This window comes from Streptomyces sp. NPDC093149, from assembly GCF_044754145.1.
GTDB lineage: Bacteria > Actinomycetota > Actinomycetes > Streptomycetales > Streptomycetaceae > Streptomyces.
The window spans coordinates 256,756-272,057 of sequence record NZ_JBIVON010000009.1 but is presented as its reverse complement, the minus strand read 5'-3'; the positions used below and the strand labels follow the sequence as shown (position 1 = coordinate 272,057).

General features: G+C 71.9%; 14 protein-coding genes. 6 read left to right on the top strand and 8 right to left on the bottom strand.

Annotated elements, in window-relative coordinates:
* Window positions 1–117: 117 nt before the first annotated feature.
* Window positions 118–426: a hypothetical protein gene (locus ACIQCZ_RS26640; protein WP_402285411.1), complete on the bottom strand. Its 309-nt coding sequence runs from the start codon at window positions 424–426 to the stop codon at window positions 118–120.
* A gap of 83 nt (window positions 427–509) precedes the next feature.
* On the opposite strand from ACIQCZ_RS26640, the gene ACIQCZ_RS26635 reads away from it, so the two are divergent.
* The 3 genes from ACIQCZ_RS26635 to ACIQCZ_RS26625 all read left to right on the top strand — a co-directional run bounded on the left by ACIQCZ_RS26635 (window position 510) and on the right by ACIQCZ_RS26625 (window position 2,482).
* Window positions 510–1,007 carry a peptidylprolyl isomerase gene (locus tag ACIQCZ_RS26635; RefSeq protein WP_402285409.1) on the top strand — a complete coding sequence of 166 codons (498 nt, stop codon included), beginning with the start codon at window positions 510–512 and terminating at the stop codon, window positions 1,005–1,007.
* Window positions 1,008–1,131: 124 nt separating this feature from the next.
* A complete protein-coding gene (locus ACIQCZ_RS26630) occupies window positions 1,132–1,632 on the top strand; it encodes a hypothetical protein (protein ID WP_402285407.1) in 501 nt (166 codons plus the stop codon).
* A 106-nt stretch (window positions 1,633–1,738) separates the two neighbouring features.
* On the top strand, window positions 1,739–2,482 hold the full coding sequence (locus tag ACIQCZ_RS26625; RefSeq protein WP_402285405.1) for a Clp protease N-terminal domain-containing protein: 744 nt from the start codon (window positions 1,739–1,741) through the stop codon (window positions 2,480–2,482).
* Between the two features lie 761 nt (window positions 2,483–3,243).
* Here the strand turns inward: ACIQCZ_RS26625 and ACIQCZ_RS26620 are convergent.
* The gene (locus tag ACIQCZ_RS26620; protein WP_402285402.1) at window positions 3,244–3,819 is read right to left on the bottom strand and encodes a histidine phosphatase family protein; all 576 of its coding nucleotides are present in this window, start codon (window positions 3,817–3,819) and stop codon (window positions 3,244–3,246) included.
* 187 nt (window positions 3,820–4,006) lie between these two features.
* Complete coding sequence (locus tag ACIQCZ_RS26615) at window positions 4,007–5,464, bottom strand: PLP-dependent aminotransferase family protein (protein ID WP_402285399.1); 1,458 nt, start codon at window positions 5,462–5,464, stop codon at window positions 4,007–4,009.
* Between ACIQCZ_RS26615 and ACIQCZ_RS26610 the strand changes: the two genes are divergently transcribed.
* Together ACIQCZ_RS26610 and ACIQCZ_RS26605 are read left to right on the top strand one after the other, a co-directional pair.
* A complete protein-coding gene (locus ACIQCZ_RS26610) occupies window positions 5,463–6,413 on the top strand; it encodes a DMT family transporter (RefSeq protein ID WP_402285397.1) in 951 nt (316 codons plus the stop codon). The genes ACIQCZ_RS26615 and ACIQCZ_RS26610 overlap by 2 nt on opposite strands.
* Before the next feature lie 85 nt (window positions 6,414–6,498).
* Window positions 6,499–6,711, top strand: a complete 213-nt coding sequence (locus ACIQCZ_RS26605; RefSeq protein ID WP_351079328.1) for a DUF1918 domain-containing protein — start codon at window positions 6,499–6,501, stop codon at window positions 6,709–6,711.
* Between the two features lie 105 nt (window positions 6,712–6,816).
* Here the strand turns inward: ACIQCZ_RS26605 and ACIQCZ_RS26600 are convergent, their stop codons facing one another.
* Entirely contained in the window at window positions 6,817–8,109 is a 1,293-nt protein-coding gene (locus ACIQCZ_RS26600; RefSeq protein ID WP_402285660.1) for a glycoside hydrolase family 10 protein, read from the bottom strand.
* 198 nt (window positions 8,110–8,307) lie between these two features.
* On the opposite strand from ACIQCZ_RS26600, the gene ACIQCZ_RS26595 reads away from it, so the two are divergent.
* The gene (locus tag ACIQCZ_RS26595) at window positions 8,308–9,168 is read left to right on the top strand and encodes a 3-hydroxybutyryl-CoA dehydrogenase (RefSeq protein WP_326764625.1); all 861 of its coding nucleotides are present in this window, start codon (window positions 8,308–8,310) and stop codon (window positions 9,166–9,168) included.
* 73 nt (window positions 9,169–9,241) lie between these two features.
* On the opposite strand, the gene ACIQCZ_RS26590 is transcribed toward ACIQCZ_RS26595, so the two are convergent.
* The 4 genes from ACIQCZ_RS26590 to pheS form a co-directional block, all read right to left on the bottom strand.
* The gene (locus tag ACIQCZ_RS26590) at window positions 9,242–9,772 is read right to left on the bottom strand and encodes an NUDIX hydrolase (protein WP_402285395.1); all 531 of its coding nucleotides are present in this window, start codon (window positions 9,770–9,772) and stop codon (window positions 9,242–9,244) included.
* A 99-nt stretch (window positions 9,773–9,871) separates the two neighbouring features.
* Window positions 9,872–11,221 (bottom strand): transcriptional regulator, encoded by a 1,350-nt coding sequence (locus tag ACIQCZ_RS26585; RefSeq protein WP_402285393.1) that lies wholly within the window; start codon window positions 11,219–11,221, stop codon window positions 9,872–9,874.
* 349 nt (window positions 11,222–11,570) lie between these two features.
* Complete coding sequence (gene pheT / locus ACIQCZ_RS26580) at window positions 11,571–14,084, bottom strand: phenylalanine--tRNA ligase subunit beta (protein WP_402285391.1); 2,514 nt, start codon at window positions 14,082–14,084, stop codon at window positions 11,571–11,573.
* On the bottom strand, window positions 14,084–15,211 hold the full coding sequence (pheS, locus tag ACIQCZ_RS26575; RefSeq protein WP_376210649.1) for a phenylalanine--tRNA ligase subunit alpha: 1,128 nt from the start codon (window positions 15,209–15,211) through the stop codon (window positions 14,084–14,086). Before pheS ends, pheT begins: the two co-directional genes overlap by 1 nt.
* Window positions 15,212–15,302: the final 91 nt, after the last annotated feature.

The following is a 15,302-nucleotide window of genomic DNA, read 5'->3' as shown; positions in this document are numbered from 1 at the left end:
TCCTCCTCGTCGATGGCATGACTATACGCATCACCGAACTTTTATGCAAAGACCCGCAGGCTCTCGTCCCAGCTGTCGGACGTCTTCGGCAGGGCGCGGGCGCCTTCCGGCAACCGCCTAAAAGAGGCGGGCGCGCATGTGCTGCGTGAGGTTCCCGAGGATCTCGCGCAGCCACGGGCTGCGTACGGGCGGCAGCCGGACCAGGGTGTGCCGGAACGCTTCCGGGTCGACCCGGAGCGCGTGGTGGGGGCGCCGTGCGGGCGGGTCGTCGCGAAGGACGCCGTCGGGCATGCCGCCCGACGCGTGAACGGGCAGGTACGGCTCAGGGAAGGCCGGCCACAGCCGCACCCCGAACGGCAGCGTCACCGGGTACGCCGAAGCGGCCGGGCCGGCGGGTGTGCTGAGCGCACCGGCCGGAAGGGGCATCGGTCACCTCCGCATCGGCCGGGTCACCCGCCGATACCGTGCCCGCCCGTCGGCTCCGAGCGCGTCGATGTCAGGATGGTCGCATGACGAGCAAGGTTTACTTCGATATCACCATCAATGACGAGCCCGCCGGGCGGATCACGTTCAAGCTGTTCGACGACGTCGTTCCCAAGACCGCGGCGAACTTCCGCGCGCTGGCGACCGGCGAGAAGGGCTTCGGCTACAAGGGGTCGTCCTTCCACCGCATCATCCCCGCCTTCATGCTGCAGGGCGGCGACTTCACCCGGGGCGACGGCACCGGCGGCCAGAGCATCTACGGGGCGAAGTTCCCGGACGAGAACTTCAAGCTCGCGCACACCAAGCCGGGCCTGCTGTCCATGGCCAACAGCGGCCCCGACTCCAACGGCTCCCAGTTCTTCATCACGACCATCGTGACGTCGTGGCTGGACGGCAAGCACGTGGTGTTCGGCGAGGTCGACGACCAGGAGAGCATGGACCTCGTCACCAGGATCGAGGCCCTCGGCTCGCAGAGCGGCCGGCCCTCGGCGAAGATCACCATCGCCGACAGCGGCACCCTCTGACCCGTACGCGGGATCACTGACACGAGCGCGCCGCCCGACGGACCCCGTCGGGCGGCGCGCTCCGTCGCACCCGGCGGGCAAAAAGGTGCCCGCGCCAGGCACCTTCGCTCGATACGGTGCCGGGATGGGGAACGTGTTTCATGGCGGGGGCCGCAGTCTGTCCATGTCCAACGGGGGCACGGACGTGTTCGTCGACGTACTCGTGCTGGCCGTGTCCGATCTTGCCGAGAGCTCCTGGGAGCGCCGCTTCGCCACGCTGCTGACCTGGCAGGACCAGAACATCATGGGGCGTGGCACCGTCGGGTTCGATCTGGAGGACGTCGACTGGGGCCGCTCGCCGCACGAGCGGGCCGCAGCGAAGGACTTCGTCCTGCGGGTGCTCGATCTCGCGCTGCGCAGGCACCGGTGGGACGAGCTGGACTACGAGCCGCCGTTCGCCGAGGACTGCCTGCGGCAGTACCGGGACATGGTCGAGACGTTCGATCCGGCCGACGTCGAGCGGCGGAGCGAGCGCTCCTCCTTCCCCGGCCCGGAGGAGGCCGCCATGGCCTCGTGCGTGCGGCACCGCGTCCTGTGCGCGCCGGACCATCAGGAGGGATGCGTCTTCTGTACGGCACTGCTGTGAACCCTGTTCTGTACGGCACTGCTGTGAGCCCTGCACTGCCGCCGCACGTCGCTCACACTGTCAACCATCGGTTGACAGCGTGGGGGTGTCAACCTATGGTTGACACATGGTGAATCCCGTACGCATGACCAATCCCGTGCGCCTCGACGAGCTGATCGAGGCCATCAAGAAGGTCCACACCGACGCCCTAGACCAGCTCTCCGACGCGGTCATCGCCGCGGACCACCTCGGCGATGTCGCCGACCACCTGATCGGGCACTTCGTGGACCAGGCCCGGCGCTCCGGCGCTTCCTGGACGGACATCGGGAAGAGCATGGGGGTGACCAGGCAGGCAGCCCAGAAGCGGTTCGTCGCCAAGGACCCGGGCGAGCCGTCGGACCTCGACCCCAGCCAGGGGTTCAGCCGCTTCACCGAGCGGGCCAGGAACGTCGTGATGGCGGCGCAGAACGAGGCCCGTGCGGCGGGCAACGACGAGGTGCGCACCGAGCACCTCGTGCTGGGCCTGCTCAGCGAGCCCGAGGCACTCGGCCCCGCGTTCATCAGGGCCCAGGGCGTCACGCTGGAGAACGTCCGCCGGGCCGCGGCTCAAGCGCTGCCGTCCGCGGCCGAAGCGGTGCCGGAGATCATCCCCTACGACGCCGGGGCCCGTAAGGCGCTGGAGCTGACGTTCCGGGAGGCCCTGCGGATGGGGCACAACTACATCGGCACCGAGCACATCCTCCTGGCCCTGTTGGAGCAGGAGGACGGCGCGGGCGTGCTGACGGGTCTCGGCCTCGACAAGGCGACCGCCGAGACGGGCATCGCCGAGGCCGTCACACTCGTCGCCGGCGCCTCGGACAAGGAGGCCTGACCGGCACCGGACCGTCCGGGACGCGCGCGACGGGGAAGGGCCCCGGCACCGTCGCCCCTGGGCCGGCCCCCGGACATCCGCAGCCCCCGGCCGACCCCGTCGGCCGGGGGCGCTCGACGACCTGCTCGGAGAAGATCCGCCGGTCACCCGACCTCCCCCGTCCGGCGTGGATCCCGTACAGCGCGCCAAGGGCGGTGCCGTGGCCATCGGCCGCGGGGATCTCCGCCTCCCGCGGGAACCGCGGGCTGTCGGCGTACGCGAGGGCGTGATGGCCGGACCGCGTGCACGAGCACGACATCCTTGTCCGCCGCGGCGAATTCCAGCCAGTACGCGGCGACCGGGGCATCAAGATCGAGCAGGCCCGGTCGACGGGGATGCGGGCACACGGGACGGCCGGCCCGTCGGTGGTGGACGAGGCGTTGACCAGGGTCTCCCCACTCCCGGGGGCGGGTGCGCGCACCGTCGGCCCAGCCGCCCCGGAGATCGGCCACGGGTTCTCCGTCCGAGTACGGCCACGGCCGCGACCGGTTCCTCCCGCTCCCGGAAATTCGCTTCGAACGCGCCGCGAACCGCCCAGAACCCGTCGCCGCAGCGGCCGTGGATCTCCGGAAGCGCGGCCTCCTCGCCCCGGACGTCCCGGCGGACTCGATGGATGCGCGGCGTACCGACCGATCGGACCGGCGGGAAGGCTCCTTGCGCGCACGGAACCGGGGCCGTCGGCGACTCCCGCCTCGGGCACCGGGCCCGCACGGGCGGGGCGGTCAGCGGGCTCCCGCTTCGAGCCTGAGGCTCCAGCGGCCCGGCATACCGGTGAGCGTGACGGCGGACAGCGGTCGGACGTCGACGTTCCAGTACGTCGAAGGCGGGGCCTTGAGCGCGTAGACGAGGGCGGCCCGGACGACCGCCGGTTCGGCGACGGCGACGATGGCCCCGTCGCACGCCGGGCGGGTGTCCAGCCAGCCCCCTATCCGCGAGATGAAGGCGAGCAGCGGTTCGCCGCCGTGCGGGGCGGAGCGGGGGTCGGCGAGCCAGGCGTCGACGGCAGCGGGTTCGCAGGCCGCGACCTCGGCGAGGGTGCAGCCGCGCCAGCGGCCCATGTCGCAGTCGCGCAGGGCGGGCTGGACGAGCGGCGCGTAGCCGAGGGCCTCGCCGGTGGCGCGGCTGCGCGGGTTCGGTGAGCAGTAGCGCAGTTCGGCGGCGCCCAGGGGCACGAGGGTGTGCGCGACGAGCTGCACCTCGTGCCAGCCGGCGTGGTCGAGCGGCCGGTCGTCGTCGAAGCGCTCGGCGAGCAGGGCGGAGCTGCGCGCCGCAGCGACGAGCGAGACTCGAACATTCATGGCGGCGATCGTGGAGCCGAACGCCACGCGGGTCAAGGGCCCCCTCGCAAGCGCTTCGGGCTCGGCCGAGCCCGAAGCGCGCCCACCGGTTCGGGTTCTTCCGTGGCTTGAAGCCGCCCCTCCTGTGAACGCCATGGGCACCCTCGGCGGGTGCCCGTGGGGGCATGCCGTCGCGTCAGGCCGGGGTTCACGCGCAGAAGCCGGTCAGCACCTCGGCGCAGGCGGTGCGCAGACGGTGCACCCCCTCGGCGATCTCGGCCTCCCCGGCGACCGCGGCATAGCTCAACCGGATGTGCGGGGACGGGGGTTCGGCACAGAAGTACGGGCGGCCGGGTGCGACGGCCACGCCCGCGCGCAGCGCGGCCGAGACCACCGCGGACTCGTCCGTGCCTGCTTCCGCCTCGGGCAGGCGCAGCCACAGGCTGCCGCCGCCCGTGGCGACGAGGGGAAGCGTGAGTGCGGGGAGCTCCAGCCGCAGGGCCGTGGTCATGGCGGTCCGCCGGTTCCTCAACTCGGCCGACACGGCGCGCAGATGGTGACTCCACGCCGGGGAACCGACCAGTTCGAGCGCGGCCTCCTGGAGCGGCCGGGGGACGAAGAAGCTGTCGACGATCTGGATGGCCCTCAGCCGTTCCAGCACCGGGCCGCGCGCGGCGAGCGCACCCACGCGCAGGCTGGGCGAGGTGACCTTGGTGAGGGAGCAGACGTGGACGACCACACCGTCGGGGTCGTCAGCGGCCAGAGGGGCGGGCAGCGGGCCGGCGTCGTCGTGGACCAGGCGGCGGGCGAAGTCGTCCTCGACGACGAAGGCTCCCGCCGCACGCGCGATCCGGACGACCTCGCCGCGCCGCTCGGGGGCGAGGACCGCGCCGGTCGGGTTCTGGAAGAGCGGCTGACAGACGAAGACCCGGGCGCCGGTGGCCCGGAACGCGGCGGCGAGCAGCTCCGGCCGTACGCCGTCGGCGTCCACGGGCACCGGCACGGGCCGCAGGCCGGTGGCGCGGGCGGCGGCCAGCATGCCCGGGTAGGTGGGCGACTCGACCAGGACCGGCGCGCCGGGCGGGGCGAGCGCGCGCAGCGCGACGGCCAGGGCGCTCTGGCCGCCCGCGGTGATCAGTACGTCGGCGGCGGTGACGGCGGGCCCGATCTCCCGGGCGAACCAGGCCCGTAGTTCGGTCAGGCCGTCGGTGGGCGGGCGGGCCCAGGCGCCGGGACGGCGACCGGCCCTGGCGAGGGCGGCGGCGAGCGCCCGCTCCGGCTGGAGCGAGGAGTGGAGGTAGCCACCGTTGAGCTCGATGACGCCGGGCGGCGGCGCGGCGAGCGTGACCAGGACGCCTGAGGCGTTCACGGTACGCGGCACCGCTTCGGGACCGCCGTCGCCGCTGAGGGAGACCTCCTGCCAGGAGGTGTCGCCCGGCGGGGGCACATCGGTACGGGGTCGTGCCCGGAAGGCGCCGGAGCCGGGCCGGGTGACGACGAGGCCCTCGGCGGCGAGCTGGGCGACGGCCCGGGAGACGGTGACGGGGCTGACCCGGAAGCGCTCCACCAGGGCGCGACTGGACGGCAGCTTTCCACCAGGTGAGTAGCACTTCAACTCATCACGGAGAGATTCCACGAGTTCAGCGACGCTGCTACGCTCTTGCATGAGAGTCAAGAATAGCGCTACTCGTAAAAGCGCGATAGCGGTTGCTTCATCGGCGGCCCCCATGACGGCCGGTACGGCGAACCGTGGGGGTGTGGCTCTCGCCGGGCTCGGCGTCGTCGCCTTCTCACTGACCTTCCCGTCCACCGCCTGGGGCCTGGAGAGTTTCGGCCCCTGGTCACTGGTGTCGCTGCGCACCCTGCTCGCCGCCGTGATCGCGGGCGGTGCGCTGCTCGCGGGGCAGGTACCGGTGCCGGACCGCCGCCATCGGGCCGGACTCGTCGTCGTCGCGGCGGGTGTGGTGGTGGGCTTTCCACTGCTGACCACACTGGCGCTGCAGACCTCGACGACCTCGCACGCGGCCGTGGTGGTGGGGCTGCTCCCGCTGACCACCGCGGTGTTCTCCTCGCTGCGGACCGGCGCGCGGCCGTCCCGCGCCTTCTGGATCGCGGCGCTCGCCGGGGCCTGCGTGGTGATCGCGTTCACCGTGCAGCAGAGCGGCGGCGAGCTGTCCGGCGGCGATCTGTATCTGTTCGGCGCACTGCTGGTGTGCGCGGCGGGGTACACCGAGGGCGGCAGGCTGGCCGGGATCATGCCGGGCTGGCAGGTGGTCGGCTGGGCTCTGATCCTCTCCCTGCCGCTCGCGGTGGCGGGGGCGGCCGTGGCATTGCCGTCGGAACCGGTGCGGCTGACCGCGCACGGAGTGATCGGACTGGTCTGGGTGGCGGCCGGGTCCACCTTCCTCGGCCTGTACGTCTGGTACCGCGGGATGGCGGAGATCGGGGTGCCGCGGGCCAGCCAGCTCCAGCTCGCGCAGCCGTTGCTGACACTGGTGTGGGCGTTCTTCCTGCTCGGCGAGAAGGTCTCGGCCGCCGCTCCGGTGGCGGCGGTCGCGGTGCTGGTCTGCATCGCGGCCACCCAGCGGGCGGGACGCACCCGCCCGGCCGGATGAGAACCTCGCTCCTCCACCGGGCGAAGTCACCGTTCGGTCATAGACTTGTCGACAAGGACCGCCACCCGTGAGGAGGTCACTCCCGATGGAGGCACACGCGGGCGACCGGCTGCTGACGCACGGCAGGACCGTGGGGCAGCACGACCATGTCGCAGAAATCGTCGAAGTGCTCGGTGCCGGGGGCACTCCCCCGTACCGCGTCCGCTCCGAGGACGGGCACGAACACCTCATTTCACCCGGTCCCGACAGCGTCGTGCAGCACGCCGCCGTCCGGAAGCAGGCGCCGGAGACCACGTAGCGGCCTTCGGCGGACGCGCTGCTCCTCGCCCCCGGGACCTGAGCGGGCCGACGGCTGCCCGGCGGCCCGCCCACAGCACCAGGTGCGTCCCCTCCGCTTCTTCTGTCAGCGGGGTGGACGCACCCTGCTGCGGTAGTGGTCGGCGACCACCCGGGCCATGGCTCCGTTCCGGTCGGTCACCACGTCCTTGCCGGAGAAGTAGACATGACCGCGCACCTGGTCGTACTGGGCGGCCAGGTCGAGGTGGCGGGAGAGTTCGGCCGGGTCCTGCCACGCGGCGGGCTGTGCGGGGTCACCGGCCTTGTAGAGGGCCTCACCCACGAACAGATCGACGCCCGTGCCCCGTACGACCTCGCTCCACCAGGGCAGCAGCTTGGCGTAGTCGGCTGCCGCGAAGCCGATGTTCCAGTAGATCTGCGGGCAGATGTAGTCGATCCAGCCCTTCTTGATCCAGCCGCGGGTGTCGGCGTGCAGGTCGTCGTAGGTCTGCACCCCCGCCTTCGTGTCGGAGCCGAGCGGGTCGGTCGCGGCGTTGCGCCACACCCCGAACGGGCTGATCCCGAACCGGACGTTCTTCTTGATCTTCTTGATCCGCTCGGCGGTCTCGCGCACCAGCTTGTCGGTGTTGTCGCGCCGCCAGGCGGCCTTGTCCGGGAAGCGGGCGCCGTACTTCGCGTACGTGGCGTCGTCGTCGAAGACCTGCCCGGCCACCGGGTACGGGTAGAAGTAGTCGTCCCAGTGCACGGCGTCGATGTCGTACCGGCGGACCGCGTCGAGCATCGCGTCCTGGACGAAGCGACGGACCTCGGGGATCCCGGGGTTGTAGTAGAGCTTCCCGCCGTACGGCAGAACCCAGTCGGGGTGCAGCCGGGCGGGGTGCGAGGCGACCAGCCGTGACGGGTCGGTGTGGTTGGCGACCCGGTACGGGTTGAACCAGGCGTGCAGTTCCAGGCCGCGGCGGTGGGCCTCGCGGACGGCGGTGCCCAGCGGATCCCAGCCGGGGTCCTTGCCCTGCACCCCGGTGAGGTACTGGGCCCACGGCTCGTAGGGGGAGGGCCACAGCGCGTCGGCGGTCGGCCGGACCTGGAGGATCACGGCGTTCATCCGGCGGTCGACGGCCTCGTCGAGATAGGCGATCAGCTCGGCCTGTTGCGCGGCCGCCGTCAGACCGGGCTTCGAGGGCCAGTCGAGGTTGGCGACGGTGGCGACCCACATGCCGCGCACCTCACGCCGGTCGACGTGGTGACCGCCCCTGCGCGACGGCGCGCCCGTTTGCCCGGAACCGCCCGGCCGGGACGGTGCCGCGGCGGCCGCACCCGCCGTTGCGACCGCGCCGACCACACCCGCGACCACCCCGGCCGCACCCGCCACAAAGCCTCTTCGGGCCATTTGCCGCATATCCATGCACCTGCCGTCTCTCTGTCCTCGTCGTCAACATCCGACGCCCCTGTAATCAGGCGTAACGCAGAGCATGCCCGCCCCGGCCCGCGATGACCCGTAGGCCGCGGAGTAACGTCGTGGGGTCGGGGCGGGCACCGGAATCAGACGGGAACCTGCGACACACAGAACAGCGAAAGGCACGAGGTGACGGACTCTATGGCCGACATTGCACGCGTCGGAGTGGTGGGCTGTGGCCAGATGGGCGCGGGTATCGCGGAGGTGTGCGCCCGCAGCGGTCTTGAGGTCATGGTGGCCGAGACCACCGGCGAGGCGTTGGAGATCGGCCGCACCCGGCTGCACAACTCCCTCTCGAAGGCCGCCGAACGAGGCAAGATCACTGCGGAGGAGCGCGACGAGACACTGGCGCGGCTGAGCTTCACCACCGACCTGGGAGAGTTCGCCGACCGCGATCTCGTCATCGAGGCCGTCGTGGAGAACGAGCAGGTCAAGACCGAGATCTTCCAGGTGCTCGACCAAGTGGTGACCCGGCAGGACGCGATCCTCGCCTCGAACACCTCCTCCATCCCGCTGGTGAAGCTGGCCGTGGCGACCTCTCGTCCGGACCAGGTCATCGGCATCCACTTCTTCAACCCGGCCCCGGTGCAGAAGCTCGTCGAGCTGATCCCCGCGCTGACGACGTCCGACGAGACGGTGAAGCGCGCCGAGGCCCTGGTGCAGGACGTCCTCGGCAAGCACCCGATCCGCGCCCAGGACCGCTCCGGCTTCGTCGTCAACGCGCTGCTGATTCCGTATCTGCTGTCCGCGATCCGGATGTTCGAGTCGGGGATCGCCAGCCGTGAGGACATCGACAACGGCATGGAGCTCGGCTGCGCCCATCCGATGGGACCGCTCAAGCTCTCCGACCTCATCGGTCTCGACACGGTGGCCTCCGTCGCCGACTCCATGTACGCGGAGTTCAAGGAGCCCCTGTACGCCGCTCCCCCGCTGCTCCAGCGCATGGTGGACGCGGGCCGGCTCGGCCGCAAGACGGGCTCGGGCTTCTACCCGTACTCCTGATTCCTCTCTCGTGCCCGCACGGGGCCGGCCGGGGCGATCCCCCGGCCGGCCCCGTCCGCGGTTTCAGGGCGCCTCACCCCAGCCGCAGGTGATGGAGCATCATCAGCCCGGCCGCCATGCCCGCGGCCGGGACCTCGCCGCGGGCGATCAGGTCGGGCACCAGCTCGAGTGGTATCCACTCCCGGCGCGAGGACTCGAAGTCGTCGCTGGGATGACCGGTCCAGTCGGCCTCCTCGGACCAGTAGAGGTGGTGCCGGGCGTCGGTGAGGCCGTTCGACGGCTCCACGGTCAGCAGCGGGCGCAACGGGCCGGGGCGCCAGCCGGTCTCCTCCTCCATCTCCCGGGCGGCGGCGACCGCGATGTCCTCGCCGTCCTCGACCACCCCCGCGGCCAGCTCCCAGCCCCAGCTGTCGGTGATGAACCGGTGGCGCCAGAGCAGCAGCACCTCGTCGGCCGCGTTGACGGCCGTGGCCGCGGCGACGGGGCGGAGCCGGATGAGGTAGTGGTCGAGATGACGGCCGTCGGGAATGACCACATCGGCCAGGTTGACCCGGAACCAGCGGTTCTCATACACAGTTTGTTCGTTCAGATTCGCCCATTGCACAGTTCTGCCACCTTCCGACAAGTAGGTGGCAACATCGCAGCAGGATCGGCATCGGAGGGGAACGTACCGGTACTCGCGGGTCCGCACGCGCGGCGGTACTCACAGCGGTACGCGCAGCGCTCCGTCGATCAGTTCGGCGGCCCGCCCCGCCTCGGCGCAGCCGCTCGCGATCAGGTCCTCGCGCACCGCGCGCAGCCGGTCGCGCAGCCGCCGCGACTCCATGCCCCTGGCCCGTTCCGCCATCTCCACGGCCGTGGCCGCGGCCCGGTCCGCCTCGCCCTGACGCAGCTCGACATGGGTCAGCATGGCCAGCCGGTGCACCCGTCCCCGGTCGTGCGCCGGGGTCCGCACGGCCGTCGCCGCGTGCTCCCGGGCTCCCGGCAGATCGCCGAGGCTGAGCAGGGCCTCGGCCACCTGCACGTCGACCAGGCCCGGCTGGACGTACCCGGTCTCGTCCGGTTCATGGCCCGGCCGGATGCGTTCGGCCTCCGACTCGGCGCGCCGGATGCACCCCAGGGCGCTGCCCGCGTCACCGATGCGGGCGTACGCCTTGGCCTGCATCGCGTACAGGTCCGCGGCCAGCGCCGGAGTGATGTGCCCGCCCGCGGCCCGCAACGCCGCCTGCGCGAAGGCCACCGCCTGCCGGTAGTCGGCGAGGAACAGCGACTGGTTGACCAGCAGGGCGATCACATATCCGCCCAGCGCCCGGTCCCCGCTCGCCTTGGCCAGCCGCAGCGCCTGGTGGAAGTAGCGCTGGGCCAGCCCGTGCGCGTCGGAGTCGTAGGCGCAGATGCCCGCGACGGCCACCAGACCGCCCGTCGCCCGGTGCAGTTGGCGCCCCGTCGCGTCGCTGTAGCCGCCGCGCAGCAGCGGCGCGGTCTCGGCGTTGAGGAAGCCGACGATGCGGGACCGGGTCGCGATGCCACCGGCCCTGCGGTACATCAGTTCGTAGTGGGCACGGGCCGCACGCAACATCACTATGTCGGCCGTGCCGACACGGGTGATGCCGCCGCGGGAGACGTCGACGTCCTCGGGCGGGTTCTCCCACTCCCAGACGGGCATCACCGCGGCGGTGCCCGTGACGGCGGCCGAGGCGAGTGCGTGCGGACGCTGCTGCTCGTCGGAGCGCCACAGCGCGGTGGCCCGCTCCACGAATCCGGTGAGCGTGGACGCGGGCACGGCCGCACCGGCACCCGGGGTCGCCATACCGATGTCGTCCAGCGAAAGCGGCCTGTCCAGCCGGTTCCCGAGGACTTCGCAGATCAGGTCCGGCACCTGGCCGCGCGGGCGCTGTCCTTTCAACCAGCGTGCCACCGCGGTGTGTTCGTACCGCAGGCACAGTCCGCGGGAGCGGCCGGCCAGGTTGATGTGCGCGGCGAGGCCCGCCCGGGACACCCCCGCCTCCTCGATCAGGGCCTCCAGCAGAATGTTCGGCTCCGTCGCCCCCATGCGCCCCTCCGGTGGTTCGGCACGCCGAGGCGTGTCGCACCAGTGGAGCACGATTCACACGGGGTGTGAACGGAATGCCCCAACCGTCCCGCTGCGCACGCTGTTGCACCGGTGCGTGGATCGGTTGAATCAGTCGTCTCGCAAGAGGCGGCCGGGTCGTCTGCTCCCCCTCGTACAGTCGACGACCCGCACCCGCACCGTCCGTCCCCGTCGACCTGCCCGGCACTCCGTGGCGGCGAGGACGGCGCGGGGAGCGCCCGCGAGCGGTTCTGTGCCGCTCGGCGAGCACGGAAGGGGCGTATCCGGTCTCCGGATACGCCCCTTCATTCACGCTGCGTGAGGTGCGGTGTTATGCGCCCCGCAGCACCGCGCCCGTCCGCTCGGCGGCCAGCGCCACCGCGGCGTCACGGGCAGCCGTGGCCTCGTCGACGGTCAGCGTGCGGTCCGCGGCGCGGAAGCGCAGCGCGTACGCCAGGGACTTGCGGCCCGCGCCGATCTGCTCGCCGGTGAAGACGTCGAACAGCCGCAGCGATTCGAGGAGTTCACCCGCGCCCGCGCGCAACGCCCGCTCCACCTCGGCGGCGGGGACGCTCTCCGCGACGATCAGCGCGACGTCCTGGGTCGCCACCGGGAAGGCGGAGATCCGGGGCGCCTGGAGCACGCCGTCGACGGCCTGCTCCAGGACGTCGAGCTCGACCTCCATGGCGCAGGTGCGCTCCGGCAGGTGGAGCTCCTTGATGACGCGCGGGTGCAGCTCGCCGGCGTGCCCGAAGAGGGTCTCCTCGCCGTTCACCGTCACGTACAGCGCGGCGCAGCGGCCCGGGTGCCACGGTGCGTGCTGGTCGTTCCGGACGATCACCTCGACACCGGCCTCGCGGGCGATGGTGCGGGCGGCCTCGATGGAGTCCGCCCAGTCGGCCGGGCGGCCCTTGCCCCACCAGCCGGCCTGCTCGCGGGCGCCCGCGAGCACGACCGCGGCGCGGCGCGGCTGGCGCGGCAGCGTGGCGTCGAGTCCGGCGATCTCCTCGTCGGTGGGACGCCGGTCGACCGGCAGGCGTACGGCCTTCTCCTCGGTGCCCCTCGGCCTGAAGACCAGGCCGGTCTCGAAGAGTGCGAGGTCGTGGCTGCCGCGGCCGTCGTTGCGCCGCAGCGCGCCGAGCAGGCCCGGCAGCAGCGTGGTGCGCAGCGCCGGCTCCTCGTCGGAGAGCGGGTTGACGAGCTCGACCGTGCGGCGACGGGCGTCGTCGGCGTCGATCCCGAGCTGGTCGAGGACCGCGTCACCGATGAACGGGTAGTTCAGCGCCTCGACGTAGCCGGCCCCGGCGAGCGCCCGGCCGACCCTGCGGTGCAGCCGCTGGCGGTCGGTGAGCCCGCGGCCGGACGGCGGCGTCGGGAGGGTGGACGGAAGGTTCTCGTAGCCTTCGAGCCGGATGACCTCTTCGGCGAGGTCGTTGGGCTCGCCGAGGTCGGGGCGCCAGGACGGCACGGTGACCAGCAGCTCGTCCTGACCGTAGACGTCGCAGCCGACCTCCTGGAGACGCCGTACGACGGTCTCGCGGCCGTAGGCGACACCGGCCACCCGGTCGGGGTGGTCGGCGGCCATCGTGATGGTGCGCGGCGCGGACGGGGCGCTGACCTCGGTGACCCCGGCCTCGGCGGTACCCCCGGCGAGCAGTACCAGGAGGTCGACGGTGCGCTGCGCGGCGGCGGCCGCGGCCTGCGGGTCGGCGCCGCGCTCGAAGCGCTTGGACGCCTCGGAGGACAGCTTGTGGCGGCGCGCGGTCCGGGCGATCGAGATCGGGTCGAAGTGCGCGGCCTCGATGACGACCTCGGTGGTGCTGTGCGCACCGTCCTGGACGTCCGCGATCTCGGTGTTGGCACCGCCCATGACGCCCGCGAGGCCGATCGGCCCGCGGTCGTCGGTGATGACCAGGTCCTCGGCGTCCAGGACGCGGACCGTGCCGTCGAGGGTGGTGAGCTTCTCGCCCTGCTGGGCGCGGCGCACCCCGATCGGCCCGTCGAGGCGGGAGCGGTCGTAGGCGTGCAGCGGCTGGCCGAGCTCCAGCATCACGTAGTTGGTGACGTCGACGGCGAGCGAGATCGGACGCATCCCGGCCTTCTGCAGCCTGCGCTGCAGCCAGATCGGGGAGCGTGCCTCGGGCTGGAGGCCGACGACGGTGCGTGCGGTGAACCTGTCGCAGCCGATCGGGTCGGCGATCTTGACCGGGTAGCCGAACGCGTTCGGCGCGGGCACGTCGAGGAGCGCCGGGTCGCGCAGCGGCAGCCCGTACGCGATGGCGGTCTCGCGGGCGACGCCGCGCAGGGAGAGGCAGTAGCCGCGGTCCGGTGTGACGGCGATGTCGAGGACCTCGTCGACGAGCTGGAGCAGCTCGATCGCGTCGGTGCCGACCTCGTGCTCCGGCGGCAGCACGATGATGCCGTGCGTGCCGTCGTCGCCCATGCCGAGCTCGTCGGTGGAGCAGATCATGCCGTGCGAGGTCTTGCCGTACGTCTTGCGCGCGGCGATCGCGAAGTCGCCGGGCAGGACGGCGCCCGGGAGAACCACGACGACCTTGTCGCCGACGGAGAAGTTACGGGCTCCGCAGACGATCTCCTGCGGCTCGCCGGTGCCGTTGGCGTTGCCGACGTCGACCGTGCAGAAGCGGATGGGCTTCTTGAAGCCCTCCAGCTCCTCGATGGTCAGTACCTGTCCGACGACCAGCGGGCCCTTGAGGCCGGCGCCGATCTGCTCGACCCTCTCGACCTCCAGACCCACGGCGACGAGCTTGGCCTGTACGTCACGGCCGGTCTCCGTCGCCGGCAGGTCGACGTACTCCCGCAGCCAGGAAAGCGGGACGCGCATCAGATCTCCATCCCGAACGGCCGGGTGAACCGGACGTCACCCTCGACCATGTCTCGCATGTCTTCTACGTTGTGGCGGAACATCAGCATCCGTTCGATGCCGAACCCGAAGGCGAATCCGCTGTACTTCTGGGGGTCGACACCGCAGGCGATGAGCACCTTGGGGTTGACCATGCCGCAGCCGCCGAGCTCGATCCAGCCCTCGCTGCCGCAGGTGCGGCAGGGGCGGTCCGGGTTGCCGACGGACGCGCCGCGGCAGACGTAGCAGACCATGTCCATCTCGGCGGACGGCTCGGTGAACGGGAAGAAGTTCGGCCGGAGGCGGGTCTTCATGTCCGGGCCGAAGAGCGCCTGGACCATGTGGTCGAGGGTGCCCTTGAGGTCGGCCATGGTGAGGCCCTCGTCGACGGCGAGCAGCTCGATCTGGTGGAAGACCGGGGTGTGCGTCGCGTCGAGCTCGTCGGTGCGGTAGACGCGGCCGGGGCAGACGACGTAGACGGGGGGCTCGCGGTCGAGCAGCGTACGGGCCTGGACCGGCGAGGTGTGCGTACGCAGCACGACTCCGGACTCGTCGTTGTCGCCGCCGTCGGCGCCGCGGACGAAGAAGGTGTCCTGCATCTGCCGGGCCGGGTGGTCGGGCACGAAGTTCAGGGCGTCGAAGTTGAACCACTCCGCCTCGACCTCGGGGCCCTCCGCGACCTCGTAGCCCATGGCCACGAAGACGTCGGCGACGCGCTCCATGAGGGTCGTCAGCGGGTGGCGGGCTCCGGCCGGGGTGCGGTCGTAGGGCAGCGTGACATCCACCGCCTCCTCGACCAGCACGCGGGCGTCCCGCTCGGCCTCCAGCTCCGCCTGACGGGCGGCGAGGGCCTTGCTCACGGCGCCGCGGGCCTGGCCCACGCGCTTGCCCGCCTCGGCCTTGGCCTGGGGCGGCAGCGCGCCGATCTCCCGGTTGGCGAGCGAGAGGGGCGAGGTACCACCGGTGTGCGCGGTCTTCGCCTGGGCGAGCGCGTCGAGGTCACCGGCGGCGGCGAAGGCGGCGAACGCCTCGTCCCGCATGCGCTCGATCTCTTCCGGTTTCAGTGCCTCGACCTCGACTGGGTCGTACGACTTGTTCGGTGCCGACATCTCTTCCCGTGCTTCCGATTGGCTGATACTGCTCTGAACCGGGGACACCCCGGACCCCGCGGCCCCGCTCGACGGCTGGAGGACGCAAAGG

Coding starts and splice junctions, on each gene's coding strand:
- ACIQCZ_RS26640 (WP_402285411.1), bottom strand. CDS start 426: ATGCCCCTTCCGGCCGGTGCGCTCAGCACACCCGCCGGCCCGGCCGCT.
- ACIQCZ_RS26635 (WP_402285409.1), top strand. CDS start 510: ATGACGAGCAAGGTTTACTTCGATATCACCATCAATGACGAGCCCGCC.
- ACIQCZ_RS26630 (WP_402285407.1), top strand. CDS start 1,132: ATGGGGAACGTGTTTCATGGCGGGGGCCGCAGTCTGTCCATGTCCAAC.
- ACIQCZ_RS26625 (WP_402285405.1), top strand. CDS start 1,739: ATGGTGAATCCCGTACGCATGACCAATCCCGTGCGCCTCGACGAGCTG.
- ACIQCZ_RS26620 (WP_402285402.1), bottom strand. CDS start 3,819: ATGAATGTTCGAGTCTCGCTCGTCGCTGCGGCGCGCAGCTCCGCCCTG.
- ACIQCZ_RS26610 (WP_402285397.1), top strand. CDS start 5,463: ATGAGAGTCAAGAATAGCGCTACTCGTAAAAGCGCGATAGCGGTTGCT.
- ACIQCZ_RS26615 (WP_402285399.1), bottom strand. CDS start 5,464: ATGCAAGAGCGTAGCAGCGTCGCTGAACTCGTGGAATCTCTCCGTGAT.
- ACIQCZ_RS26605 (WP_351079328.1), top strand. CDS start 6,499: ATGGAGGCACACGCGGGCGACCGGCTGCTGACGCACGGCAGGACCGTG.
- ACIQCZ_RS26600 (WP_402285660.1), bottom strand. CDS start 8,109: ATGCGGCAAATGGCCCGAAGAGGCTTTGTGGCGGGTGCGGCCGGGGTG.
- ACIQCZ_RS26595 (WP_326764625.1), top strand. CDS start 8,308: ATGGCCGACATTGCACGCGTCGGAGTGGTGGGCTGTGGCCAGATGGGC.
- ACIQCZ_RS26585 (WP_402285393.1), bottom strand. CDS start 11,221: ATGGGGGCGACGGAGCCGAACATTCTGCTGGAGGCCCTGATCGAGGAG.
- pheT (WP_402285391.1), bottom strand. CDS start 14,084: ATGCGCGTCCCGCTTTCCTGGCTGCGGGAGTACGTCGACCTGCCGGCG.
- pheS (WP_376210649.1), bottom strand. CDS start 15,211: ATGTCGGCACCGAACAAGTCGTACGACCCAGTCGAGGTCGAGGCACTG.